The organism is Streptomyces sp. NPDC037421, from assembly GCF_055602105.1.
The window spans coordinates 450608-475449 of record NZ_JBVJWV010000001.1; the positions used below are offsets into that span (position 1 = coordinate 450608).

The window sequence follows — 24842 nt, forward strand, 5'->3', positions numbered from 1 at the left end:
CCCACCCCCCCCCCCCCCTCCCCTCCCCTCCCCCCCCCTCCCCCCCCTCCTCCCCCCCCCCCCCCCCCCCCCCCCCCCCCCCCCCCCCCCCCCCCCCCCCCCCCCCGCCGCGGCCGCCGGGGAACCGCCCGCCGTCTTCGGGTCCTTGTCCGGTGAGGTGCAGCCGGCCAGGACGAACAGCGCGGCGAGCGCGGCGGCCGCGGAGCGCGCGGCGGTGGTGCGGGTGGACATGCTTCCCCCAGGTGGTGCGGATGTACCGGGGGCCATGGTCACACGCCCGGGAGGGGCCGGGTCCGTCGGCTGACGGTCCCGGCCCCTCGGGTCTGCGGACGGGCTCGGCCGGAACCCGCTCAGAGCCTGGTCAGACGCGGTCGGCGGCGATCAGGACGTACTGGAAGGAACCGTCCTCGTAGGACTTGATGAACGCCTCCTCGATGCCGGTGACCAGGGAGGAGGTGGCGCGCAGCTTCCAGTAGGGCAGCGTGTCGGGGGTCAGGTCGACGACCGCCTGCGGTACGAGGCGGTTGTCGGCCATGGCCCGCAGGTACTCGCGGCGGGAGTGGATGTTGCACTCGAAGTGCGCGTTGATCTGCGAGACCCACTTGGAGGGCTGGCCGTACCGCGGGTTCCAGCAGCCGGTGATGGTCACGTAGCGGCCGCCGACGGCGAGGACCCGGGAGTGCTCGGCGAAGAGGTCGTGCAGGTCGACGTACATGCTGGACTCGTTGTTCCACGAGGCCGCTGCCTGGCCGGTCTCGAAGGGGGTGTTCAGCATGTTGCAGACGCGGGCGCGGACGTGGTCCTCGATGCCGAGTTCGCGGGCGCGCCGGTTGGCGAAGTCGGCCTGCTTGGTCGACAGGGTGACGCCCTCGACCTTGCAGCCGAAGCGCTGGTGGGCCATCACCATCGAGCCGCCGCGGCCGCAGCCGGCGTCCACGAGGGTGTCGTCGCGGCCTACCGGGCCGAGGTGGTCCAGCAGCAGTTCGGCCTGGGCCGACTCCAGCCGGTGCAGCTCGGCGATCAGCTTCTTCTCGTATGCGCTGTCCTCGGCGTCGCCGAGGGCCGCGTGGTCGATGTCGCCGATGCCGTAGTGGTGGTGGTAAAGGCCGTCGACGTCGCCGAGGCGCAGGTTGACGGGGCGGGCCTCGTCGTTCCAGTAACGGGCGATGTCACCCTGGTAGGGCGTCGTCGGCGCGGGGATGAGCACGGAGCCGACGGAGGGGGCGGTGGTGAGATCAGTGCTGGTCACGAATAAGTCCGTCCTTACCAGAAATCGGGCAGGCTGTAGCGATAGGTGTTGGTCTGGTGCCAGTAGTGGTTGCCGTCGACCCACACGGCCACCCCCCGCAGGAAGCGCAGCACGCTCGGTACGGGGCAGGCGGCGGCCAGGGCGGCGGTCTCGGCTTCGAAGTCGTGCATGAGCTCGTTGTGGACCTCGATCGCCTTGAGGTAGCCCTCCCGGTCGGAGACCCCCTCGCGTTCGGCGATCACCACGGGCAGGTTCAAGTGGCGCCCGGGGCTCGCGAGTTCCTTGGTGTACGAGTAGAGGTCGTTGACGATGGTGCTGACGTTGCCGGCGAGTGCGAGGACGCGCTGCATCGCGGGCAGGGCGTGCAGGTCGGTGGGCAGCTCGTAGCCGCCGACGGTGTCCGTGATGGTGGGGCACGGCCGGAAGTTGTTGAACTGCCGCATCACGAGGTACTCCCACACCTCGGGCATGTGGTCCGTCTGCGCCCAGGCGGCCTCGGCGAGGTACCCCATGTGCAGCCGGGCCATGTCGTGCCGGAAGCGGTCGGCCTGGGAGGGCGTGGACTGCTGGACGAAGTACTCCATGGCGGAGCGGTAGGAGCGCCTCGGGGCGTCCTCGTGGAGCGACTCCGCCCACTGGGGGTGGTACTCCTTCGTGGTGTGCAGGGGGTCGAGGGCGCTGTGCGCCAGCAGCAGGCGGCCGCCGAGACCGATGGGCGAGCCCCCGTGGTCCTCGCAGTACATGTCGTCGACCGCGTTCTCGGCGACCATCAGCCGGGCGGCGACCATCAGGTGCTCGATGGTGGGGGCGTCCGGGTGGCAGGCGACCATGTAGCGCCCGGTGGAGAAGCCGTCGAACTCGCCCTCCCAGTCGTCCGGGTAGAGCTGGATCTCGTCCAGCGCCCAGGCCTTGATCCTGCGGCTGAGCTCGGCCACCCGCGCCGGGTCGGGTTCCGGGACCGGGTGGTAGTAGAGGCCGGGGATGTGGAGGGCGTCCACCGGTGCGGTGGGCGCCGGGGGGTCCCCGTACCGGGCGGGGTGCAGGGCGGTCGTGCCCAGGCCGCTGGGCCCGCGGATGATCCGCTCCAGGGCCTCGCCGGCCTGCCGTACCGTTCCCTCTCCCGCCGCGGGCGCGGCCGCCGGAGGGGTGCGGGTGCCGAAGGGCAGGACGGGCGCGGACGGCGGGGCGGGCCGGATGGCGGCGGGGGCCGTGACGACGGGCGTCGCGGCTGCGGCCGGCCCGGGGACGGCTTCGGCAGCGGCGGCTTCCGCGACCGGGGCGCCGGCCGGGGCCCGGCCCAGGCTCAGGGTGTCGGCGAGGACGTGCGCCCCGAAGTGCGCGGCGGCGGAGGGCAGGCTCGACTGCAGAGGGGAAGGCCCGGGATCGGGCATCCGTGGCTCCTTGGTGAGGTGGGTGAGGTGGCCCGGATCCCGGGCGGGCCGGGCGTCGCGGCCGGTGGGCAGGTCCTCTAGTCGCGCCTGCGGGCGATCTGTACGTTCTCCAGGACGCCGAGGGCGTCGGGCACCAGGATGGCGGCGGAGTAGTAGGTGGTGACCAGGTAGGAGATGATCGCCTGCTCGTTGATGCCCATGAAGCGCACCGACAGGCCCGGCTCGTACTCCTCGGGCAGGCCGGTCTGCCGCAGGCCCACGACGCCCTGGTTGTCCTCGCCGGTACGCATGGCGAGGATGGAGCTGGTGTTCTCCTTGCTGATGGGGATCTTGTTGCAGGGCAGGATCGGTACGCCCCGCCAGGCCGGGACCTGCTGCCCGCCGACGTCGACGTGGTCCGGGTAGAGCCCGCGCGCGTTGAACTCGCGCCCGATCGCCGCGATCGTCTTGGGGTGGGCGAAGAGGTACTTGGTGCCGCGGCGGCGGCAGAGCAGCTCGTCGAGGTCGTCCGGGGTGGGCGGGCCGGAGTGGGTCTGGATCCGCTGCTTGAAGTCGGCGTTGTGGAGCAGGCCGAACTCGCGGTTGTTGATCAGCTCGTGCTCCTGGCGCTCGCGCAGCGCCTCGATGGTGAGCCTGAGCTGTTCCTCGGTCTGGTTGTGCGGCCCGTTGTAGAGGTCGGCGACCCTGGTGTGGACCCGCAGGACGGTCTGTGCGACGGAGAGCTCGTACTCGCGCGGGTTGAGCTCGTAGTCCACGAAGGCGGTGGGCAGCTCGTACTCGCCGGTGTGGCCGGCCGACATGGCGATCTCGGCCTCGCCGTGACGGTTCTGCCGCTGCTGCGGGAGCGAGCTGAACTGCTGGATGTGGGCCTGGAGGGTCGGCGCCGAGGACAGTACGGCGGCGAACTCGCTGCGGGAGAGGGTGAGCAGGGTGCCCGGGGTCTCCGCGGTGGCGGTGTAGTCCCAGCCGGCGTCGCCGTCGAGCAGGGCGTTCTCGCCGAAGCGGTCGCCGTCGGCGAGGGTCGCGATGGCCACCTCGTCGCCGTACTTGCCGAGGGAGGTCTGGCTGATCCGGCCGTGGGCGATCATGTGGATCTGGTCGGCCGGGGCGCCGCGCTCGACGAGCACTTCGCCGGCCCGGAAGTCGCGCTGGACGCACCGGCCGGCGATCGCGGTCAGCACCTCCAGGTCGTCGAAGCCGCGCAGCAGGGCCAGTTCGCCGAGCTCCCGGGGGATCACCCGCACCGAGGCACCGTCCTGGACGAACTCGATCCGCCCGTCGCCGACGGTGTAGCTCAGCCGGCGGTTCACCCGGTAGGTGCCGCCCTTGGTCTCCACCCAGGGCAGGCTCCTCAGCAGCCACCGGGAGGTGATCTCCTGCATCTGCGGGGCGGACTTGGTCGTGCTGGCAAGGTTGCGGGCGGCGGCCGTGCTCAGGCTGGACTGCTGCGGCGGATCCAGCTGGGCTTCCGGGCTGGTGTCAACGGTCATGCGGCGAGCTCTCCTTCGTAAGCGCGACGACGGGCATAAGTGCACGTCACCGGTGAAAAGGAAAAAAGAGGGGCGAATATCAGGGAATCCGTCCAGATCTCGGGGAACAGTAACGTTCTGCCTGCCCAGACGACCTTGAAATGCCGGGTGCATTACCTCGATGCAGTGATCTTGATGTGCTGGAGGTTTGACGCGGCCGACGACGGCATCCAGCCAGGCCGGGGCACGAAAAAGCCCCTCCCGCCGGGGGGCTTCCGCCGGCGGGAGGGGCTCAGGGGCCGACCGTCAGGTGCGGTACGCGAAGTAGCGCGCGTCCGGGTAGGACGCGATGATGCTCGCGAGCGACTTACGGTACGTGTTGGTGGAGTGGTACGTGAGGTACGGCATCCCCGCACGGCTGCGGTAGCTGACGATCATGGAGTGGTCCTTGGACCCGTCCTTGTTGAAGTCCACCTGCAGGATGTCGCCGATGTCCATCTGGTACACGTTCGCCAGGTTCGCGGCCCGCTCGTTGGAGAGCGTGAACCAGGCCCACTCGTTCGCCCCGACCCAGGAGTCGGACTGGCGGGTGCCGTCGTACCACCAGTTGCGGTAGTCCGAGGAGGAGCCCGGGACGGGCTTCCAGCCGCCGGCCTTCAGCGCCTGGCTGATGAAGTTGGTGCAGTCACCGCCGGCGCCGTTGAACTTCCGGTAGGCCGGGTTGTAGTTGCTCCAGTACTTCTCCGCGTACTTCGCCATGGCGTTGTAGTCGTACGCGCCGCCGGTCAGCGTCTTGGGCTTGGGCGCCGGGGCCGGGTACTTCGTGGACGCGGGCGTGCCGTCCGGGTACTGGTTGCCGTCGTCCTTGACGGTGGCGGCGACCTTGGCGGTCACGGGCTCGTTGACCGCGACGGGGGCGTTGGCGCTGTCCTGGGACTTGATGGAGGTCAGCTCCCAGGAGCCGCCCTTCTTGCCCGCCAGCGTCAGCTCGTAGCGCGTCTTGAAGTCCGTGGTGTCCGGTTCGTCCCCGCGCACCTTCTTGTAGGTGAGCGTGGTCTGCTCGGTGACCTGGACGGTCGCCTTGCCCCCGGTGATGGTCGCCTTGTCCACCACGACGCGGGTGTCGGCGGCCGTGTACGCCTCGCCGAGCTCCGCGAGGCGGGTCTTGCGGGACTTGAGCGACGTGATCGCCGCGTCCTCGTCCTTCTTCAGCTTGTCCGACAGGCGGGCCTTCTTCTTGGACGAAGGCGCCGCGTCACGGTGCTTCACGTGGCCGTCGACCAGGGCCTGCGTGCGCTGCGAGAGCACGTCGTCGGCTATGCGGGCGAAGGAGTCCGCGGTGGCGCGGTCGGCGTCCTCCGTCGTGCCCGCGCTCGCGGAGTAGGCGAACAGGCTGCCGGACGCTATGGCCACGGTCAGGGCCCCGATGGCGGCCAGCCTGAACCTCTTAGGTATCACTGTGTATCCCCTTGTCACCCGGTCCACACAGACCGGGAGGACGGAATCTTCGCACAACTGGGCGACGCTGTGGCCGCGTTCCGTTTCGTCCCCAGTCGCCCGGCAATGATCACCCCGCAGACCGGGCGGCATGACTCCGCTTCCGCACTGTGAGACGCCCCGGGAATCCCCTCCGGTTCCCGCCGCCTCCCCATCGTCTTCACAGGAAATGCATCTAGGGTGTACACGGAAGCACGGCACAGGGGGCATTCGGAGTGGGCAGGCAGGACATGTCCTCAAGAGGGCGATCACGGGGCAGGCGCGCGGCCCCGAAGGGCAGCGTCGCGGCCCCCTCGGGCCGCCGCAGGAAGTCCGGGAGCCGTCGGGCACCTACCGGTTCCGGTCTGGCGGGCCGCCTCGCACCCGCCCTCGGACCGGCCCTCGCCAAGGCGCGCCCGGTGCTGCGGCGCCTGAAGCCGGCGTACCCGCGACCGGGGCGCAGCGGGTGGCAGCGCTGGATACCCTCGGGCCGCCAGTGGCTCGGCGCCGTGCTGTACCTGTTCGTCGGCATGACGGCCTTCGTCGGAATCGCCTATGCCGTAACGGACATACCGGACGATCTCAACTCTTTCGCCAAACAGCAGGACAACGTCTACTACTGGTCCGACGGCTCCACCATGGCCCGCACGGGCTGGGTCCAGCGGCAGGAGATGCCCCTGGACAAGGTGCCGGAGAAGGTCCAGGGAGCCGTCCTGGCGGCCGAGAACGCCAGCTTCTACTCCGATCCCGGCGTCTCCCCCTCGGGTGTGCTGCGCGCCGTGCGGGCGGCGCTGACGGGCGGCGAGACCCAGGGCGGGTCCACCATCACGCAGCAGTACGTGAAGAACGCGTACCTGAACCAGGACCGCACCCTGTCCCGGAAGTTCACCGAGCTGCTGCTCGCCGTGAAGCTGGACAGCCGCGCGGGCAAGAAGCAGATCCTGGAGGACTACCTCAACACCAGCTGGTTCGGCCGCGGCACCTACGGCATCCAGCGCGCGTCCCAGGCGTACTACGGCAAGGACGTCTCCCAGCTCAACGCCAGCGAGGGCGCCTTCCTGGCCTCCCTCCTCAAGGGCGCCGGCCTGTACGACCCCACCCTCGGCAAGGAGAACCACGCCCGCGCCGTCGAGCGCTGGAGCTGGATCCTGGACCGCATGGTCGAGACCGGCCACCTCTCCGCCGCCGAGCGCGCGACCTACACGAAGTTCCCGGAGCCCTCGGACGCCTCCCTCGTGGGCATGCCCGGAGCGCAGAACGGCTACCTGGTGGAGATGGCCAAGGCGTACGCGATCAAGGCCGGCCACCTCAAGGAGTCCGACTTCGACCTCGGCGGCTACCAGATCTACACGACCTTCGACAAGAACCGCATGACGGCACTGACCGCCGCGGTGCAGGAAGCGCAGAAGTCCTTCGACCCCGAGCGGCGGCCCGACACCGACAAGTTCGCGAAGATCGGCGCGGCCAGCGTGGCCCGCGACGGCCGGCTGCTCGCCGTGTACGGCGGCCCCGACTACCTGAAGCAGGGCTTCAACGAGGCGAACGCGACGACGATCCCGGCCGGCACGGTGTTCACGCCCTTCGTCTACGCCGCCGCCCTGGAGGACGGAGTGGTGCGCACGCGCGGCCAGGCCCGTACCCCCGTCTCGTCCTCCAGCGTCTACGACGGCAACGACCAGGCGACGGTGCAGACGCCCGAGGGCCCGTACTGGGACCGCAGCGGCAAGGTGCTCAAGGGGCACAACGAGGGCGACCGCAGCTGGGGGCAGATCACCCTGCAACAGGCCGTCGCCAACTCCGTCAACACCCCCATGCTCCAGCTCGGCATCGACGTCGGGGTCGACCGGGTCGAGACGTACGCCGAGCGCTCCGGGCTGCTCTCGTCGAGCCTCGGCCCGCGGATCCCCACCTTCGCCCTCGGGGAGAACTCCAAGCCCAGCGCGATCCGGATCGCGGGGGCCTACCAGACCTTCGCGGCGGACGGCATGCACACCGACCCCTATTCGGTGCGCTCGGCCACCCGGGCCGGCGCCGCCGTGCCGCTCGACCCGCCGAAGGCGGCCAAGGCGATGTCGCCGAAGACCGCCCGGACGGTGACGGAGGCCCTGCGTTCGGCCGTCAGCGAGGGCTCGGCGAAGGCCGCGGCCAAGGCCCAGCCTGGAGCGGCGGGCAAGACCGGCACGACCGCGGCGAACACGGCGGGCTGGTTCGTGGGCACCACCGCGCAGGAGACCACCGCGGTGGTGGTCTACCGGATGTCGCTGCTGGACCTGATCCCGCTGCCGCTGACCGGGCTGGGCGGCGACGCCCCCACGACGCCCGGCAGCGCGCGGGCGGTCAACGTATGGGCCGACTACGCCAAGGCCGTGAAGTAGCCGGGCGACGGACGGAGGGGCCGGGCGGCATGTGCCGTCCGGCCCCTCCGCATTCGTCTTCCGGTCCTACTTGACGACCGCCTTCCAGTCCGGGGCCTGGGCGGGGTCGAGCATCCGCAGCTGGGCCAGGACCTTGGGGTCCTGGGCGTCCATCCAGTCCGCCACCTCCCGGAACGAGGCGCAGCGCACGTCCTGGCGGTTGCAGACGTCCTTCATCACGTCCTCGACGGCCTTCATGTAGATGCCGCCGTTCCAGTCCTCGAAGTGGTTTCCGATGAACATCGGGGCCCGGCTGCCGTTGTAGACGCGGTTGAAGCCGTTCATGTAGGAGCCGCGGACCTGGTCCCGCCAGCCGGCGAACTTCGACGGGTCTCCCTGGGTGCTGTCGCCGGACTGGTTGTAGAGGAAGTTGAAGTCCATGGAGAGGACCTGCACCTCCTTGCCCTGGAGCGGGACGAGCTGGAGGGGGAAGTTCCAGATGCCGTCGATCTTGGACGGCCACAGCTGGAAGTCACCCGAGGAGCTCGCGTCGTAGCGCCAGCCGTACGGCTTGATCGCGGTGATCAGGTTCTTCTGGCCCTCCAGGCAGGGGGCGCGGCCGCCGACCACTTCCCGGTCCGGGTCGAAGGGCAGGGGCGCCTCGCCGGTGAAGCCGGTGTTGGTCTTCCAGGCCTTCATGAAGCCGTACGCCTGGTCGATCTCGCTCTTCCACTCCTCGGGGCTCCAGTCCCCGCCGCCCTTGGGGCCGCAGAAGTGCCCGTTGAAGTGCGAGCCGATCTCGTTGCCGTCGGTCCAGGCGCCGCGCAGCTGCTGGATCGTGGACTTCACGTGCGGGGCGGTCGGGTACGAGATGGCGGCCGCGCCCTGGCCGTGCTGCGGCGGGCGGTAGAGGGACTTCTTCGCGTCGGGCAGGAGGTAGATGCCCGTGAGGAAGAAGGTCATGTGGGCCTTGTTCTGCCTGGCCACCTGGCGGAAGTGGGAGAAGAGGTGGTCGTCGCCCTCCAGCGCGCCGTCCCAGGAGAAGACCACGAACTGCGGCGGCTTCTCGCCCGGCTTGAGCTTCTCGGGCTTGAGCTGTCCCGGCTGCGGTCCGGTGTAGGAGGTGGAGCCGTCGCCCAGCACCTCGACCTTGCCGTCCCAGTTCGGCTTCGGGCCCTTGCCGAAGCCGGGCCCGCCGGTCACCCCGCCCGCGCCCGCCGGGGTCGCCAGCCGCGCGTCCCCCTGGGCGTCCGAGGAGCCCGAGAAACCGACCGCGAACGCGGTGGCGGCCCCGCCCGCCACGAGTACGGCGCCGGCTATGCCCAGGCGCTTGCGGTTGCGGGTCTTGCGGCGCGCCTTGCGGGCCGTGCGGGACTTCGCCCGGGTGCCGCCCACGGCGTCGGTCTCGGCCATCGCGGTCGTACCCCCCTGAATCTCCGCAGCAGGGCCGCGCGTGGATGCTTCGTACGAATATAGAACTTGTTGGCACACCGCCCGTACCACACCCCCCGTACCGCACCCTTTCACAGCCGATCCACAGCCCGGCGGCCGTTCGTGGCAACGGAGTGCGGCACTCGGGTGAATCCTGCGGCCGGCGGTGCCGGAGTGCCGGGCTCCGGGAGGCCGCCGGGGCGATAACGGCACCATGAAGCAGCCCCCCACGGCCGAGGCCGCCGAGATCAAGGTCAGCTTTGCCGGGACGGAGGCCGCGGCGGCGTTCGACGCCCTGGACCTCGACCGCGACGACGGCCGGCGCCGGTCCGTCCACTTCTGGGACAGGCCCGCGAAGACCTCCGGCGCGAAGATTTCGCTGCCGCTCCTGGAGGGGGGCCGCATCCTGCGCCTGCGCCGGGACCGCGAGGGGCACGACTCCAAGAACGAAGCGGACATTACGGTCAAACTACGTCCGTGTCCCGCGCTGCCGCCGCCCTGGCTCAAGGAGCGCGAGGGCGAGGAGTGGGAGTACCGGATCGAGCAGGACCGGGCGGCGCCCGCGTTCAAGCCCGTGGTGGCGGCCTCGCTCCAGGCCGAGGTGGGCTTCGCGTCCTCCCTCGACCCCGGGGCCGGCTCGCCCGGCCGGCTGCTCGTCGAGGAGCAGCTGGAGCTGCTCGGCGCCGCCGGACTGGGCGACGGCGGCCTCGACGGCCTGACGGCGCTCGGCCCGGTGCACGCGGTCAAGTGGAAGCAGGAGTGGCAGGAGCTGCCCCGCGCGGTGGCCGTCGAGGAGTGGACCACCGAGGGCGGGCTGCGGTTCGTCGAGGTCTCGGTGCGGGCGGACCTGGAGGACGCGGCGGACGTCCAGCACGTCCTCGACGGGGCCCTGCGCGAGCGCGGTCTCACCCCGCCGCCGACCGGCGACACCAAGACCCAGATCGTGATGACCGCGCTCGCCCGCACCCTGCTGCTGTAGGGCCCGGGCGGGTCAGACCGGTTCGAGGGCGGCCGCGCCGAAGGAGACGTCGAAGCGGTCGCACCAGATGGTCACGCTGGTGTACTCGGACAGGTTCACGTCGGCCGGGATCGGATAGTTCTGGTCGCCCTTGTTGCCCTTGAGGGCGCCCAGGCTGATGTGCTTCCCGTCGTCGAAGACGTGCCAGCCGTCCGTACCCTCCTTGACGGGGGCGTCGGTCAGCCAGACCCGCAGGTCCGGCCCGTTGCTGGTGTCCAGCCCTTCGAGGCGCAGGATGCGGGAGCCGTCCGGCAGACGGACCGCCCTGACCGTCCCCGTGGTGGTGTGCTCGTGGCTGATCAGGTTCCCCCGGGCCAGGGTCCGGGGAGCCGCCCGGCCGGGAGCGGACGCCGACGCGCTCGGCAGCGCCTCCCTGACCGTCTGGTCCTGCCAGAGCTTCCACGGCTCGAACCAGTACAGCCCCACCGCCACCAGTACGGATGCCACCGCCACCACCGCGATCACCATCGGCTTGCGCCGCCCGCCCGCGCGTCCCATCGCGTACCCCTCCGTCGTAGTTCCGTACCCATTGAACGGGATCGGGGCCGCCCCGTGCGGCCGGACCCGCTCGACGGCCCCGATCAGCACACCTCCCGGCTGTCCCGGACGCGGTCGCCGGGCGTCACCCGGATGCCTCCTGCGGTGGGCGTCCGGGCCGCCGGGGCGTTGACTGGGAGGCCCGGACGACCCTTGGAGGCATGGTGGCGGCGATCGCGTGGACGCGTGGTGCGGCAGGTGGAACTCTCGTGGCTGTGCTGGCGCTCGGTGCCGCCGGCTGTTCGGACGGCGACGGCGCCCCGTCCGCCGCGGTGTCGAGCGCCGCGGCGGCGGTGAAGTCGGCCGGCGAGGCGGTCTCGTCGGCCGCCGCCGATGCCGCGGAGGCCGCCGAGTCCGCCGCTGCCGTCGCCAAGGACAAGCTCGCCGAGGTGAAGGACGGGGTCGACGCCCGGGACCAGGTGTCCCTGGGCCCGGTGGCGACGGACACGGACGGCCGTACGACGGTCCCCGTGACCGTACGGAACACCGATGAGGAGCAGAAGTCCTTCGCGGTACAGGTCGAGTTCAAGGACGAGGGCGGAAAGCTCCTCGACACCGTGGTGGTGACGGTCACGGACGTCGCCGGCAAGGGCACGGGCACGGGCAGCGCGCGCAGTACGCACAAGCTGTCCGGCACGGTGCGGGCCGAGACCGGCACGGCCCTGCGCTACTGAGGCGCGGTGACACCGGGGCCCGCCCGGCCGGCGGGCGCCGGGCGGACGGGCCGCCGGCGTGCTACGCGACCGGCTGCTGCTGGGTGACGCAGTGGATGCCGCCGCCACCGGTGCCGAGGCGGTCGATGTTCAGCTGCTCGACGACGCGGCCGGGGAAGAGCCGGGCGAGGGTGGCCCTGGCGGCCGTGTCCGCGCGGGTGTCGCCGAACTGGCCGGAGATCACGGCGCCGTTGCAGACGTAGTAGTTGGCGTAGGAGGCGAGGAAGTCCGGGTTGGCCGAGCGGATCTTGTAGTAGTCGGGGCCCTGGAGCCGGTCCACCGTCATGCGGGTGCCGTTCGCGGCGGTCGCCGCGGACAGGATCTGGTACTGCTGCCTGGCGTCCTTGGCGTAGACGTCGGTGTCCGTGGCGAGCGGCATCTGGACGAGGGCCCTGCCGGGCGCCAGGAAGCGGGAGGTGGCGTCGACGTGGTCGTCGGTGATGTCCTGGCCGCGGACGCCGTCGAACCAGATGACCTTGGAGGCGCCGTACGCCGTGCACAGCGCGGCCTCTATCTGCGACTGCGACATCCCTGGGTTGCGGTTGCCGTTGACCAGGCTGCTGCGGGTGGCCATCAGGGTGCCCGCACCGTCCTGCTCGACGGCGCCGCCCTCGCCGGTCAGGGCCGCGCTGGTGAACGGGACCCCGGTGTAGGCGGCGATACGTCCGGCGACCAGGGCGTCCTTGGCATGGGTCTGGCGGTTGCCCCAGCCGTTGAAGTTCAGGCCGACCGCGTCCAGGCCGCCGGCCCCGTCGGTCCGGAAGACCGGACCGGAGTCGCGCATCCAGCAGTCGTCGACGGGGACGGTGGTGAGCACGGTGACGGTGGAGCCGCACAGGGAGCGGGCGCGGGCGGCGCTGCCGGGGTTGGCGCACATGTGGACCGGCTCGTACTTGGCGATGGTGCGGGCGATCAGGGCGATGTCCGACTGGACGCCGGAGAGCTTGTTCCCCCAGATCGAGGTGCTGTCCGGCCAGGCCATCCAGGTGCGGGTGTGGCGCACGTCCTCGATCGGTACCCGGAAGCCTCCCGCGGCGGCCGGCCGGGCGGCGGCCCGGGCCGCCGCCGGTACGGCGGCGGCCGTGACGGCCGCGCCGGCGGCGGCGAGGCCCGCCGCCGTCAGGAAACGGCGCCTGTCCATGCCCGCCCGGGGCGGACTGACTGCGTGGTCGTTCATGAGGGGGTCTCCTTCGGGTCTCCAACTCCCCGCGGCGGTAGCGGGGTTGGCCGGAAAACTAAAACTGGCCAAGCGCTCGGTCAAGAGTTCCGGCAAGGTCGTTCCGGGGGCTCGGGGAAAGGCGCAGGTGGCGCGCCGGAGGCTGACTAGAGTGACGCCATGGCTGCATCCGCGAAGGACTCCCCGGACCTGTCCGCACCCCCCGCGCCGGCGGGGGCGGGAGCGGGCCGCACCCGGGTCTCGGCCAAGGGCGAGCAGACCCGGACACGGCTGATCGCCGCCGCGCGGACCCTGCTCGCGGGCGGGATGAGCGAGCGCTTCACCACCCGGAACGTGGCGGCCCTGAGCGGCGTGTCGCACGGGATGTGCCACTACCACTTCCAGGACCGGACCGATCTCGTCCTGGCGGTCGTCGCGGACATGCGCCCCGAGTGGATCCTCCCGCTGGAGGAGGCCGTGGCGGCGCCCGGGCCCTTCGCCGAGCGGGCCGAGCGGGTGGTCGAGCTGCTCTCCCGGCCCGAGGGCGCGGAACTCTCCCACCTCCACTCCGCGTTGCACTGGCACGCCCTGAACGACTCCCGGGTCCGCGCGTGCCTGGAGGCGGAGTACCGGCGCTGGCGGGGCTGTTTCACCGCCCTGTTCGAGGTGCTCGCCGAGGAGCGGGGCGGGGGCGTCGACGCCCGTCTGCTGGGCGAGGCCGTGGCCGCCGCCGTGGACGGTCTGGCGGCCGTGGAGTCGCTGGGCGCCGAGGTCGACCCGGGCCCGGTGCTGCGTACGCTGCTCCGCACGCTCGCCGCCGGAGCCTGAGCCGGCCGCCCCGCGCCCGTGACCCCCTAGAGCGCCCGCCGGGCCTCGGCGATCGCGTCCGGATCCCAGCCCGGCCGGGGTACGGAGTCCAGCAGCAGCCGGGTGTACGGGTGCCGGGGCGCGGCGAGGACCTCCTGGGTGGGGCCGCTCTCCACCACGGCTCCGCGGCGCATCACCACGATCTCGTCGGTGACGGACCGGACGACGCCGAGGTCATGGGTGATGAACAGGTATCCGATCCCGGTCTCCTGCCTGATGTCGGCCAGCAGGTTGAGGATCTGTGCCTGGACGGACACGTCGAGGGCGGCGACGGCCTCGTCCAGGACGAGTACGGCCGGCTCGACGGCGAGGGCGCGTGCGATGGCCACCCGCTGGCGCTGGCCGCCGGAGAGCTGCCGGGGCCGGGCCTCGGCGGCCCGGGCGCCCAGGCCCACCTGGTCGAGCAGTTCCCGTACCCGCGCGGTGTGGTCGCGGCCGGGGAAGTGCAGGGCGAGGGTTTCGCGCAGGGCTGCCTCGACGGGGGTCCGCGGTTCGAGCGAGAGGTACGGGTCCTGGAACACCATCTGCACCTGGCGGGCCCGGGCCAGCCGGGCGGCCCTGCCGCGGGTGCGGCCGGTCCGGGGCTGGCCGCGTACGAGGACGTCTCCCGAGTCGGCCCGCTCCAGGCCGACGACGATGCGGGCGGTGGTGGTCTTGCCCGAGCCGGACTCGCCCACGACGCCCAGCGATCCGCCCTCGGGCAGGGCGAAGGACACGTCGTCCACGGCGCGGACGGCGGCGAAGGCGCGGCGCAGACCCCTGACTTCCAGCAGGTGCGGGGTGCCCGTGGTGCTATCGGACATCGGCGGTGCTCCCTTCGAGCCGGTCGCTGTGGTGGCAGGCGGCCCGGTGGTCCGGCCGGCCGGGAGCGGCCGCCTGGTGCGGCGCCCGGTGGTCGCAGATCTCCGTGGCGAGCGGGCAGCGGGCGGCGAAGGCGCAGCCCGGCAGTTCCTCGCGCAGATCGGGCGGGCGGCCGTCGATGGCGGCGAGCCTGCCCCGGGGGCCGTCCATCCGCGGGGTGGAGGCCAGCAGGGCGGCGGTGTACGGGTGCCGCGGCCGGGCGAACAGGGCCTCGGCGGGCCCGGTTTCGGCGATCCGCCCGGCGTACATCACGTAGACCCGGTCGCTGATGGCGGCGGCGAGGTCGAGGTCGTGGGTGACGAACAGCAGCCCGGTGCCGAAGCGTGCGCGCAGCCCCGCGAGCAGCGAGACGACCTCGGCCTGACTGGTGACGTCGAGGGCCGTGGTGGGCTCGTCCGCCAGCAGGAGGGCCGGGTCGCCCATGAGGGCGGCGGCGATCACGACCCGCTGGAGCATGCCGCCGGAGACCTGGCCGGGGTACTTGCGCAGGACGGACTCGTCCAGGCCGACGGCCCGCAGCAGTTCCCCCGCGCGGGCGGTGGCGTCCGCCCGGTTCAGCGTCCCGTTGAGGAGGACGCTCTCGGTGAGGAAGTCGCCGATGCGGCGCAGGGGGTTGACGGCGGCGCGCGGGTCCTGGAAGACCATGGCGGCCGTGCCGGCCCGTACGCCGCCCAGCTCGGCCGGGGTCATGGCGAGTACGTCGCGCCCGCAGACCCGTACGGCGCCTTCGGCGCGGGCGCCGGGCGGCAGCAGCCCCAGCGCGCTGCGGGAGGTGATGCTCTTGCCGGAGCCGGATTCGCCGACGAGGGCGACGGTCTCGCCGCGGGCGACGGTGAGGTCTATCCCGTCGAGGACGGGCCGGGCGGTGCCGGGGAGGGTGACCCGCAGTCCGCTGACTTCGAGTGCGTCTTCGGGGGTGCTTGCGGGAGTGTTCATCGGTCTCTCCTGGCGACGCGGTCGGCCCAGCGTTCGCCCACCACGTTGAAGGCGACCACGGTCAGCACGATGACGGCGCAGGGCAGGATCGCGGACAGCGGGTATCCGTGCTGGATCGCGGTCTGTCCGTCGAAGACCATGCGGCCCCAGTCGGGGGTGAGCGCGGGGACGCCGAGCCCGAGGAAGGACAGCCCGGCGAGGTCCATCAGGGCGTAGCCGAAGTTGATGGTGGACTGGGCGAGGACGACGGGGGCGATGTTGGGCAGGACGTGGCGCAGGCAGATCTGGAAGGCGGAGTGGCCCTGGACCCGGTAGGCGCTCACGTACGGGCGGGCCGCCTCGGCGAGGACGAGGGAGCGGGTGAGGCGGCTGACGTAGGGCAGGTAGGCGACGGCGAGGGCGATGACGGGGGCGAGGAGTCCTTCGCCGTACACGGAGATGATCAGGATGGCCAGCAGCATGCCGGGGAAGGCGAAGACCAGCTCGGTGCTGCGGGAGAGCGCCGAGTCGAGCCAGCCGCCGCGCCAGGCGGCGGCCGTGCCGACGGCGACTCCGGCGAGGGTGGAGAAGACCACGACGCCGAGGGGGCCGAGCAGCGAGGTCCGCGCGCCGAGCAGCAGCCTGGAGAGGGTGTCGCGGCCGGCCGCGTCGGCGCCGAGCGGGTGCTCGGCGTCGGGGCCGGCCAGGGCGTTGCCCAGGTCGACGGCGTTGGGGTCGTGGGGCACCAGCCAGGGCGCGAGCAGCGCGGCCAGTACGACCAGGCCGACGAGGCCGAGGCAGGCGAGGTGGAGCGGGGAGCCGGCGGCGCGGATCCGGGACAGGCCGGGGCGGCGGGTCAGTACGGCGGTCATACGGCGGCCCCTCTGGTGCCGAGGGTGACCCGGGGGTCGACGAGCGGGAGCAGCAGGTCCACGACCAGGTTCACGGCCATGAAGAGGGCGACGACGATCAGGGAGACGGCCTGGACGGTCGGGAAGTCCTTGGTGCTGGTGGACAGTTCGAGGAGCTGGCCGATGCCGCCGACGCTGAACGCGGTCTCGACCAGGACGGTGCAGACCAGCAGGGTGGAGACGATCAGGCCGCCGGTGGTCAGGACGGTGCCGAGGGAGTTGCGGAACACGTGCCGGCGGATGACCTGGCGTTCCGGTACGCCGCGGCTGCGGGCGACGGTGACGTGGTCGCTGTCGAGGGCTTCGGCCATGGCGGAGCGGGTGACGCGGGCGAGCATGCCGATCAGGTAGAGGGCGAGGGCGGTCGCGGGGAGCGCGAGGTGCCGGAGCTTGTCGGTGAAGCCCTCGCCGGCCCCGCTGGTGGGGAACCAGCCGAGCTTGACGGCGAACAGGCCCTGGAGCAGGACGGCCGCGACGAAGGACGGGGTCCCGACGGCGAAGGTGGTGGTGACGAGCACGGCGGTGTCGGTGGCGCCGCCGCGGACCGCGGCGAGCCGGCCGAGGAACAGTCCGACGGCCACCACCACGACGAGCGCCATGGTGACGAGGAGCAGGGTGGTGGGCAGCCGGTCGGCCAGCAGGCGCGAGACGTCGGTGCGGTAGGTGATGGAGCGTCCGAAGTCGCCCTGGAGGACGTCGCCGAGCCAGCGGCCGTAGCGTACGAGGAAGGGCTCGTCCAGGTGGTACTGGGCCTTGACGGAGGCGAGCGCCTCCGGGGAGGCCGAGCGGCCGGCGAGGAGGAAGCCGGCCGGGTCGCCCGGGGCCAGGTACATGGCCCCGAACACCACGAACGAGGCGGCGAGCAGGGTGGCGGCCATCTCCCCCAGCCGGCGTGCCGCGAATCGGGCGAAGCTCACTGTGCGGCCCCCACGGCGGCGGCCCACGGGTGGTACATGTACGAGATGGTGGTCGGGGCGCCGGTGATCCGCTTGTTCAGGAACACGGCGGTGGGCCACTCGGCGACGGGGATCCACAGCAGCTGTTCGGCGGCCTGCCGCTGGAGCTTGGCTACGGTCTCCAGGCGCCGGCCGGGGTCGTAGGCGGCGGTGGCCTCGTCGACGAGCTTGTCGTACTCGGGGTCGCTGTGGCCGGCGAAGTTCATGTAGGCGCCGGTCTTGAAGTTCGTCAGCAGGTCGAGCGGGTCGGTGATCGAATCGTAGTAGGTGAGCGGGAACATGTCGATGCCCTCGCGTGCCTGCGGGTCGGTGAAGAGCGCGGTGAAGGCGTTGGGGGCGATGGTCTTCAGCCGGATGTCCAGGCCGATGCCCGTACCGGCGGCCTGTACGGCGGTGGCGAGGAGGGAGACGTCCTGGCCGATGGAGCTGGTGGCGACGGTCAGGGTCTTGCCGGTGGCGCCGGCCTCCTTGACCAGGGCCTTGGCCCGCTCGATGTCCTGTCCGGTGGGCGGCAGTCCGTCGAAGGCGGTCTTGAGGGTCTGCTCGGGGGCGGCGGCCCAGGCGGCGCGGGTGGTGAGGGAGCTGGTGACGGTGCCGGCGCCGCCGAGTCCGGCCTTGACGAACCCGGTGCGGTCCAGGGCCAGGGACAGGGCGCGGCGGACGCGGACGTCGCCGAGGGGGCCCTGGGTGTTGGTGACGTTGACGTTGACGGTGCTCAGGCCCTCGCCGAAGTAGAGGGTGCCGACGCCGCTGCCGCGCAGTCGGCCGTAGCTCTCGGTGGGGATGAGGTAGCCGCCGTCGATCTCGCCGCTGAGCATGGCGTTGGTGCGGGCGGACGGGTCGGTCAGGACCCGGAAGACGGCCTTCTTGGCCTTGGCCTTGGTGCCCCAGTAGCCGTCGAAGCGGTCCAGCTCGATGGACTGGCCCTTGTTCCAGGTGCCGAGCTTGAAGGGGCCGGTGCAGCCGAGGCCGCCGGTGGTGCCGTAGTCCTTGCCCGCGGCCTCGACGGCGGCCTTGGAGGCGACGGCCCCGGCGGCGGTGGCCATGTACTGGGGGAACTGGGAGTCGGGCTTCTTGAGTTTGACGGTGACCTGGAGCGGGCCGCTCTTGGTGACGGAGTCGACGTTCTGGAAGACCTGGGCCCAGGCGGCGGCGTTCGCGGGGTCGGTCTGGCGGCCGAGGCTGAAGACCACGTCTTCGGCGGTCATCTCCCCGCCGTCGTGGAAGCGCACGCCGGGCCGCAAGTCGTACACCCAGGTGGTGGGGTCGGGGTTGGAGGCCTTGCGGGCGAGTCCGGGCTCGGTGGTGAGGTCCGGGTTCCAGCGCATGAGGCTCTCGCACACGTTGGACAGGACGGTGTTCTGCGGGTAGTCGAACGCCACGGTGTAGTCAAGGGTGGGCGGTTCGGCGTAGACGGCCCAGGTGAAGGAGTCGATCTCGCCCTTGGCCTCCGGGGTGGAGGCGGACAGGGCGACGTCGGTGACGCCGCCGGACTTGTCCTTCGGCGGGCCCGCACAGGCCGCGAGGAGGGCGATGGAGGACAGGACCGCGGTGGCGGCGGCCGCGGTGCGCGGGCCTGCGGGGAGGCGGCGGGGGCGTCTGCCGGTGCGGGGTGGTGAGGTGGTCATCGTCGCGCTCTCTTTTCCGTGAGGGATGCGGGGAGGAGCGGGCGGAGCGCGTGGCGGTCCGCCGGGAACGGCCTGGTCCGGTCGGTGCGAGCCGGTCCGGTCAGCCGGTGGTGGTGCGGGCGGCCGGGATCTGCTGGGTGATGCAGTGGACGCCGCCGCCGCCGAACGCGATGGCGAGCGCCCGGACGCCGACGACCTCGCGGCCGGGGTAGGCGGAGGCGATCACGGCGAGGGCCTCCTCGTCCTGGGGCAGGCCGGCCACCGGGACGACGACGCCGCCGTTGGCGACGTAGTAGTTGAGGTACGACACCTCGATCCCGCCGCCGGCGAGGTCCGCGAAGGCGGTCTGCGGGACCTCGACGACCTCCAGGCGGCGGCCCCGGGCGTCGGTGACGGCCTCCAGTACGGCGCGGTTGGCACGCATCCGGGCGTAGTCCGGATGGGCCGGGTCCTCGGGGAGGGAGATGACGACGGTGCCGGGCGCGGCGAAGGCGGCGACGCCGTCGACGTGGCCGTCGGTCTCGGTGTCGAGCAGGCCGCCGTACGGCAGCCAGATGACCTTCGTGACCCCGAGCCGGGCCTTCAGCTCGGCCTCGATCTCCTCGCGGCTCATGCCGGGGTTGCGGTTGGGGTGCAGCAGGCACTGCTCGGTGGTGATGAGCGTGCCCTCGCCGTCGACGGTGATCGCGCCGCCTTCGAGGATCATGTCGGAGGGGATGCGCGGGGCGCCGACGTGCTCCAGCAGCAGGGCGCTGATCCGGTCGTCGGAGTCCCACGGGTGGTGCTTGCCGCCCCAGGCGTTGAAGCGGAAGTCGACGCCGGCCCGGTTGCCCTCGGCGTCGAGGACGAACAGCGGGGCGGAGTCGCGGAACCAGGAGTCGTCGAGCGGCAGCTCGATGACGGTGACGGTGTCCCCGCAGTGGGCCCGGGCGTCCGCGCCGTGGCCGGGAGGGGCGACCATCGTGACGGGCTCGAAGGCGGCGATGGCGCGGGCCACGTCGGCGTACTCCTCCTTCACGGCGGGGAGGACGCTGCCCCACAGGTCCGGGCGGGTGGGCCAGGCCATCAGGCAGCCCTCGTGCGCGGACCACTCGGCGGGCATACGGAATTCAGCCATCGGATGTCTCATTTCTTGCGTTGGCGGAGTCTGTCACCCGACTGAAATTTCAGTCAAGAGAAAAGACGCACATGCAGGTCGAAGGCAGTTCAGAGGAAGTAGAGGCGGTTGAGGGAGACCGAGTCGGCGGCCTCGGAGCGCAGGGGGTCGCCGTCGAGCGTGACGAGGCCGGTACGGGGATTCACGTCCACCGCGCCGAGGCGGGTGTTGCCCACCATGTCCTTCGGCCCGATGCCGCGGGTGCCGCGTACGGCAACCCGGCGGCGCCGGGTGCCGAGCGAGTCGTACGGGGCGCCGAAGGAGCCCGACTCGGCGGCGGCACGGCTGACGAAGGCCACCGAGAGGTCGGCGGGGGCGGCGCCGTGGGCTCCGAACAGCGGACCGAGGACGAGTGGTTCGCAGGTGTCGGTGGCGGCGTTGGGGTCGCCGGTGACTCCGTAGGCGGGGAAGCCGGACTTGAGGACCAGCTGCGGCTTGGCGCCGAAGAACTGGGGGCGCCAGAGCACGATGTCGGCGAGCTTGCCGGTCTCGATGGAGCCGATCTCGTGAGCCAGGCCGTGGGCGATGGCCGGGTTGATGGTCAGCTTGGCCATGTAGCGCAGGACCCGGGCGTTGTCGTCGCCCTCGCCGTCGCCGTCCAGGGGGCCGAGCTCGCCCTTCATCTTGGCGGCCATGGCGAAGGTGCGGCGGATGGTCTCGCCGGCCCGGCCCATGCCCTGGGCGTCGGAGGAGGTGATGCCGATGGCGCCCAGGTCGTGCAGGACGTCCTCGGCTCCCATCGTCCCGGCGCGGATCCGGTCGCGGGCCATGGCCGCGTCACCCGGGAGGTCCGGCTTGAGGTCGTGGACGGAGACGATCATGCCGTAGTGCTCGGCGACCGCGTCCCGGCCGAAGGGCAGCGTCGGATTGGTGGAGGAGCCGATCACGTTCGGCACGCCCGCCATCTTCAGGACGTTGGGGACGTGCCCGCCGCCGCAGCCCTCGATGTGGAAGGCGTGGATCGTCCGGCCCTCCAGGACACGGAGGGTGTCCTCGACGGAGAGGCACTCGTTCAGGCCGTCGCTGTGCAGGGCGACCTGCACGTCGTGCTCCTCGGCCACCCGCAGCGCCGTGTCCAGGGCACGCGTGTGCGCGCCCATGTCCTCGTGCACCTTGAAGCCGCAGGCACCGCCCTCGGCCAGGGCCTCGACCAGGGGAGCGGCGTCCGAGGACGAGCCGCGGGCGAGGAAGCCGATGTTCACCGGCCAGGCGTCGAACGCGTTGAAGGCGTGCCGCAGCGCCCAGGGCGAGTTGACGCCCACGCCCCAGCTCGGCCCGATCTCCTGCCCGATGACCGTGGTCACGCCGCTCGCGAGGGAGGCCTCCATGATGCGCGGGGAGAGCAGGTGGACGTGGGTGTCCACGGCGCCGGCCGTGGCGATCAGGCCCTCGCCCGGGATCATCGTCGTGCCGGTGCCGACGACCACGTCGACCCCGTCGAGGGTGTCCGGATTGCCCGCGCGGCCGATCGCGTGGATGCGGCCCTCGCGGATGCCGACGGACACCTTGCGGATGCCGAGGACGGCATCGATCACCAGCACGTTGGTGATGACCAGGTCGCAGGTCTCGCGGACCGGCGCGGCCTTCAGGTGCAGGCCGTCGCGGGCGGTCTTGCCGAAGCCGGCCAGGAACTCGTCCCCCGGCTTCTGCGCGTCCGACTCCACCCGGACGACGAGGCCCGAGTCGCCGAGCCGGACCCGGTCGCCGGCCCGGGGGCCGTGCACGGCCGCGTACTCGTGCGGGTCGATGTGGCGGCTGCTGCCGGGGGCGCAGTGGTCGCTGTGCCGCGTGGGCCTGCTCATCAGGGGGTCCCTTCCGGGGTGCGCGCGCCGAGGTAGCCGCGGGCGGCGGCCCGGCGCAGGGCTTCCTCCCTGGCACCGGGGGCGTCCAGGGGTCCGTCCACCAGTCCGGCGAAGCCGAGGGCGATCCGGTCGCCGCCGACGGGTACGAGACCCACCTCGACGTCGGCACCGGAGTCGAACCGGGTGGACGAGCCCGCGGCGGCCGCCAGGCGCATGCCGTAGGCCGCGGCCCGGTCGAAGTCGAGGCGCGGGTTGGCCTCGAAGAAGTGGAAGTGCGAGGTCACGCTCACCGGGACCGCGGAGGTGTTGCGGACCGTGAGGGTGACCGCCGGTTCCGGCGCCGCCACGCCGTCCGCGGCGGGCAGGACCGCTCCCGGCGCGGCATCGCGGCGCGGGTGCTCCCCGAAGGGGTCGCTCACCGCCGCGAGCCGGCTGCCGTCCTCGAACACCGCCTCCACCATCACCTCGGTGACGATGTCCGCCACGCCCGGGAGCACGTCGTCGTGGCCGAGTACGCCGCGCCCGCGCTCAAGGGCCTCGGCGAGGCGGAGACCGTCGCGCGCCGCCTCGCACACCGTGTCCGCGATCAGCGCCGTGGCCTCCGGGACGTTCAGCTTCAGGCCTCGGGCGCGGCGGGCCCTGGCCAGTTCGGCGGTCGTGAACAGCAGCAGCCGGTCACGCTCGGTGGGGGTCAGGGGCATGGTGTCCTTCCTCCGGAGACGGGAGGGGGGGTGGCCCGGGAGGGCCGAGGGAGCCGCGCCGTCCGGGTGCCGGTGTCGCGCGGCGGATGTGGCGTCGAACGGGGCGCGGGGCGCCTCGTAGGCGCGGCGCGGGAAGAACCGCGAGGGGATGCCGGCCTGGCCGACTGGGCTTCACTCTGGCTGGGCTTCACTCTGGCACTGACTGAAAATTCAGTCAATAGATGTGGCGTGGAAACGTCCCTGCCTCGTGGAGGCAAGGACGGGAAGACGTGCGGCGGCCCCCGGGCGGGGCCTCAGCCCTGCTTGAGCCCGGCCAGCTCCGCGTCGATGGCGCCCAGCATCAGCTCGCGCGCGTGCCCGATCCTGATGCCGCCGCTGAGCCAGCGCATGCTGAGCCCTTCCAGCAGGGCGGTGAGCCGCTCGGCCGCCGCGGCGAGCGCCGAGGCCGGCACCATCGGCTGGACCTGGCCCAGCAGCGCGGCGACCTCCTGGACCCACACCAGGGTGGCGCGGGCGAGGTCCTCGCGCAGCACCTCGTCGAAGACGGCGCTCGCCCGCAGCTCGCCCCAGGCCGCGCTGTTCTCCCGCACCTCGACGGTGTCCTGGAGTTCCAGCAGGAGGGTCTCCTCCAGCTCCTCGCGGGGCGAGAGCGGCGGCTCCGAGGGGTCGCGGTCGGTGGTGTACCGCTCGGCGCGGTCGTTGATGAACTCCAGGGTCTGGCGCAGGACCCCGGTGCGGTCCTTGAAGTGGTAGTAGATCAGGGCGGTGGACACCCCGGCCTCGGCCGCGAGTTCTTCCACGCGCAGCCCGCGGACCCCGCGCCGGGCGATCACCCGGGCGGCCGCTTCGAGGATCTGAGTGCTGCGAGACGCCATGTCCCGCACCTTACCGGGGCGCTCCCGGCCGGACGTAAGCGGCCCGTCACCGGGTGTTCGGGCCGCGCCGGGCGCGGCCCGCCCCCCGACCGGTGCGCCACCCGCCCGCCGGGGCACCCCGGCGGGCATCAGAGCGCCGGCGGAACGGGCCGCGACTGCGTGGCGCAGTGGATGCCGCCGCCCCCGCCCGCGATGCCGTCGATGGGGATCTGGAGCACCTGCCGGGCCGGGTAGGCGGCCTGCAGGATCGCGTACGCGACGCCGTCGGCGTACGGATCGCCGAACTGCGGGGCGATGACGGCGCCGTTGGGCGTGTAGTAGTTGGTGTAGCTCGACAGGAACTCCTCCCCCTTGCCCCGGATCCGGCTCCGGTCCGGGCCGGGGAGCTCGGTGACGGCGAGGCGGCGGCCGCGGGCGTCGGTCGCGCTCTCCAGCACGCGCCCGGTCTCCTCGTACACGGCGATCCACTTGGGGTCCGCGCCGGGGCCGGGCCGGTCGAGGATGACCTTGCCGGGGGCCGTGAAGCGGGCCAGGCAGTCGATGTGGCAGTCGGTGATGTCCTGGCCGGCCAGGCCCGGCACCCAGATCACCTTGTCCATGCCGAGGGAGCTCCGCAGCGAGTCCTCCACCTGCGCCTGGGTCATCCCGGGGTTCCGGTTGGCGTTGACGAGGGAGCTGACCGTGGCGAGCAGGGTGCCCTCGCCGTCGGTCTCCAGCGAGCCGCCCTCGCCGGTGAACCCGGCCCGGATCCGGCGCACCCGGTACTCGTCGAGGAGGATGCCGGCCGCCGCGGCGTCGTTGGCGAAGGGCTGGGCGTACTTCGTGCCCGTCTTGCCCCAGCCGTTGAAGTTGGTGTCCACCCCGGCGACGGCGCCCGGGCCCACCACGAAGGTGGGGCCGAAGTCCCGGATCCACAGGTCGTCGACCGGGATCTCGATCACGTCGACGGCGTACCGGGCTCCCCGGCCGCACAGGTACCGGGCGTCGGCGGCCTGGCCGGGGCGGGCCAGCACGACCACCGGCTCGAAGCGCGATATCGCGTGGGCGACCTCGGCGATGTCGGTGCGCACCCGCTCCAGCGAGCTGCCCCAGACCGCGGAGAGCGCGGGCCAGGCCATGTACGTGCGGACGTGCGGGTCGGTCTCCGCGGGCATGGTCAGCGCGGCGGCTCCGGCGTCCGGGGCGGTCGCCGCCCGCGCGGCGGTGGAGGAGACGGCCGGTGCGAGGGCCGCCAGCGGTACGGCTGCCGCGCCGTACCGGAGGAGATTTCGACGGGTGGTGCGGGGCGTGTCCATGGCGCTCCCTGATGAGGAAGGGGCGGGGATGACGGGCATCCTTGCGCTAACTGAAAATTCAGTCAAGCAGTGTGGCGAGGG

At 72.2% G+C, this 24842-nt stretch carries 21 protein-coding genes; 4 read left to right on the forward strand and 17 right to left on the reverse strand.

What is annotated here, in order from left to right:
- Positions 1-361 precede the first annotated feature (361 nt).
- The 4 genes from ACZ7IF_RS01975 to ACZ7IF_RS01990 all read right to left on the reverse strand — a co-directional run bounded on the left by ACZ7IF_RS01975 (position 362) and on the right by ACZ7IF_RS01990 (position 5567).
- Positions 362-1249 carry a geranyl diphosphate 2-C-methyltransferase gene (locus ACZ7IF_RS01975; protein WP_470961470.1) on the reverse strand — a complete coding sequence of 296 codons (888 nt, stop codon included), beginning with the start codon at positions 1247-1249 and terminating at the stop codon, positions 362-364.
- A gap of 14 nt (positions 1250-1263) precedes the next feature.
- On the reverse strand, positions 1264-2640 hold the full coding sequence (locus ACZ7IF_RS01980; protein ID WP_470961473.1) for a family 2 encapsulin nanocompartment cargo protein terpene cyclase: 1377 nt from the start codon (positions 2638-2640) through the stop codon (positions 1264-1266).
- A gap of 77 nt (positions 2641-2717) precedes the next feature.
- The gene (locus tag ACZ7IF_RS01985) at positions 2718-4130 is read right to left on the reverse strand and encodes a family 2B encapsulin nanocompartment shell protein (protein ID WP_470961476.1); all 1413 of its coding nucleotides are present in this window, start codon (positions 4128-4130) and stop codon (positions 2718-2720) included.
- Between the two features lie 285 nt (positions 4131-4415).
- Positions 4416-5567: an amidase domain-containing protein gene (locus tag ACZ7IF_RS01990; RefSeq protein ID WP_470961479.1), complete on the reverse strand. Its 1152-nt coding sequence runs from the start codon at positions 5565-5567 to the stop codon at positions 4416-4418.
- 437 nt (positions 5568-6004) lie between these two features.
- On the opposite strand from ACZ7IF_RS01990, the gene ACZ7IF_RS01995 reads away from it, so the two are divergent.
- Positions 6005-7960 (forward strand): transglycosylase domain-containing protein, encoded by a 1956-nt coding sequence (locus tag ACZ7IF_RS01995; RefSeq protein WP_470961482.1) that lies wholly within the window; start codon positions 6005-6007, stop codon positions 7958-7960.
- A 66-nt stretch (positions 7961-8026) separates the two neighbouring features.
- On the opposite strand, the gene ACZ7IF_RS02000 is transcribed toward ACZ7IF_RS01995, so the two are convergent.
- Positions 8027-9352 (reverse strand): polysaccharide deacetylase family protein, encoded by a 1326-nt coding sequence (locus ACZ7IF_RS02000; RefSeq protein ID WP_470961485.1) that lies wholly within the window; start codon positions 9350-9352, stop codon positions 8027-8029.
- Positions 9353-9584: 232 nt separating this feature from the next.
- Here ACZ7IF_RS02000 and ACZ7IF_RS02005 point away from each other — a divergent pair, with 232 nt between their 5' ends.
- Entirely contained in the window at positions 9585-10349 is a 765-nt protein-coding gene (locus tag ACZ7IF_RS02005) for a hypothetical protein (RefSeq protein WP_470961488.1), read from the forward strand.
- Between the two features lie 12 nt (positions 10350-10361).
- Here ACZ7IF_RS02005 and ACZ7IF_RS02010 read toward each other — a convergent pair whose 3' ends face one another.
- The gene (locus ACZ7IF_RS02010; protein ID WP_470961491.1) at positions 10362-10886 is read right to left on the reverse strand and encodes a DM13 domain-containing protein; all 525 of its coding nucleotides are present in this window, start codon (positions 10884-10886) and stop codon (positions 10362-10364) included.
- 248 nt (positions 10887-11134) lie between these two features.
- On the opposite strand from ACZ7IF_RS02010, the gene ACZ7IF_RS02015 reads away from it, so the two are divergent.
- The gene (locus ACZ7IF_RS02015) at positions 11135-11599 is read left to right on the forward strand and encodes a hypothetical protein (protein ID WP_470961494.1); all 465 of its coding nucleotides are present in this window, start codon (positions 11135-11137) and stop codon (positions 11597-11599) included.
- A 61-nt stretch (positions 11600-11660) separates the two neighbouring features.
- Here the strand turns inward: ACZ7IF_RS02015 and ACZ7IF_RS02020 are convergent, their stop codons facing one another.
- Entirely contained in the window at positions 11661-12815 is a 1155-nt protein-coding gene (locus ACZ7IF_RS02020) for an agmatine deiminase family protein (protein WP_470961497.1), read from the reverse strand.
- A gap of 159 nt (positions 12816-12974) precedes the next feature.
- Here ACZ7IF_RS02020 and ACZ7IF_RS02025 point away from each other — a divergent pair, with 159 nt between their 5' ends.
- Positions 12975-13622, forward strand: coding sequence for a TetR/AcrR family transcriptional regulator (locus ACZ7IF_RS02025; protein WP_470961500.1), 648 nt, complete (start codon positions 12975-12977; stop codon positions 13620-13622).
- Positions 13623-13648: 26 nt separating this feature from the next.
- Here ACZ7IF_RS02025 and ACZ7IF_RS02030 read toward each other — a convergent pair whose 3' ends face one another.
- From ACZ7IF_RS02030 to ACZ7IF_RS02075, 10 genes are all read right to left on the reverse strand, one after another.
- A complete protein-coding gene (locus ACZ7IF_RS02030) occupies positions 13649-14464 on the reverse strand; it encodes an ABC transporter ATP-binding protein (protein ID WP_470961503.1) in 816 nt (271 codons plus the stop codon).
- Positions 14454-15458, reverse strand: a complete 1005-nt coding sequence (locus ACZ7IF_RS02035) for an ABC transporter ATP-binding protein (protein ID WP_470961506.1) — start codon at positions 15456-15458, stop codon at positions 14454-14456. The genes ACZ7IF_RS02030 and ACZ7IF_RS02035 overlap by 11 nt, the downstream gene beginning before the upstream one ends.
- Positions 15455-16309: an ABC transporter permease gene (locus tag ACZ7IF_RS02040; RefSeq protein WP_470961510.1), complete on the reverse strand. Its 855-nt coding sequence runs from the start codon at positions 16307-16309 to the stop codon at positions 15455-15457. The genes ACZ7IF_RS02035 and ACZ7IF_RS02040 overlap by 4 nt, the downstream gene beginning before the upstream one ends.
- Positions 16306-17265: an ABC transporter permease gene (locus tag ACZ7IF_RS02045; RefSeq protein ID WP_470961513.1), complete on the reverse strand. Its 960-nt coding sequence runs from the start codon at positions 17263-17265 to the stop codon at positions 16306-16308. Before ACZ7IF_RS02045 ends, ACZ7IF_RS02040 begins: the two co-directional genes overlap by 4 nt.
- On the reverse strand, positions 17262-18932 hold the full coding sequence (locus ACZ7IF_RS02050) for an ABC transporter substrate-binding protein (RefSeq protein WP_470961516.1): 1671 nt from the start codon (positions 18930-18932) through the stop codon (positions 17262-17264). The genes ACZ7IF_RS02045 and ACZ7IF_RS02050 overlap by 4 nt, the downstream gene beginning before the upstream one ends.
- 100 nt (positions 18933-19032) lie before the next feature.
- Positions 19033-20049, reverse strand: coding sequence for an agmatine deiminase family protein (locus ACZ7IF_RS02055; protein ID WP_470961519.1), 1017 nt, complete (start codon positions 20047-20049; stop codon positions 19033-19035).
- An 89-nt stretch (positions 20050-20138) separates the two neighbouring features.
- Entirely contained in the window at positions 20139-21890 is a 1752-nt protein-coding gene (locus ACZ7IF_RS02060) for an urease subunit alpha (protein ID WP_470961521.1), read from the reverse strand.
- Entirely contained in the window at positions 21890-22591 is a 702-nt protein-coding gene (gene ureA / locus ACZ7IF_RS02065) for an urease subunit gamma (RefSeq protein ID WP_470961524.1), read from the reverse strand. The genes ACZ7IF_RS02060 and ureA overlap by 1 nt, the downstream gene beginning before the upstream one ends.
- A 293-nt stretch (positions 22592-22884) precedes the next feature.
- The gene (locus ACZ7IF_RS02070) at positions 22885-23466 is read right to left on the reverse strand and encodes a TetR/AcrR family transcriptional regulator (RefSeq protein WP_470961527.1); all 582 of its coding nucleotides are present in this window, start codon (positions 23464-23466) and stop codon (positions 22885-22887) included.
- 128 nt (positions 23467-23594) lie between these two features.
- The gene (locus tag ACZ7IF_RS02075; RefSeq protein ID WP_470961530.1) at positions 23595-24761 is read right to left on the reverse strand and encodes an agmatine deiminase family protein; all 1167 of its coding nucleotides are present in this window, start codon (positions 24759-24761) and stop codon (positions 23595-23597) included.
- Positions 24762-24842: the final 81 nt, after the last annotated feature.